This window comes from Neobacillus cucumis (assembly GCF_023715505.1).
Window position 1 is genome coordinate 1 of record NZ_JAMBOH010000201.1, and the last position, 201, is coordinate 201.

At 37.8% G+C, this 201-nt stretch carries 1 rRNA gene; it reads right to left on the reverse strand.

Going from position 1 to position 201, the window contains the following annotated elements:
- Nucleotides 1-82 precede the first annotated feature (82 nt).
- Nucleotides 83-201: ribosomal RNA gene (locus M3226_RS32095) — 23S ribosomal RNA — on the reverse strand; the annotation flags it as partial.

Consider the following 201-nt stretch of genomic DNA (forward strand, 5'->3'; position numbering starts at 1 on the left):
TATTTAATTGAAAGAAGTTCGTTCTCTCAAAACTAGATAATATATAGAAGAAATTAGTTAAAACGAGTTCGCTTTATAAACTATGGTTAAGTCCTCGATCGATTAGTATCAGTCAGCTCCACATGTCGCCACGCTTCCACCTCTGACCTATCAACCTGATCATCTTTCAGGGATCTTACTAGCTTGACGCTATGGGAAATC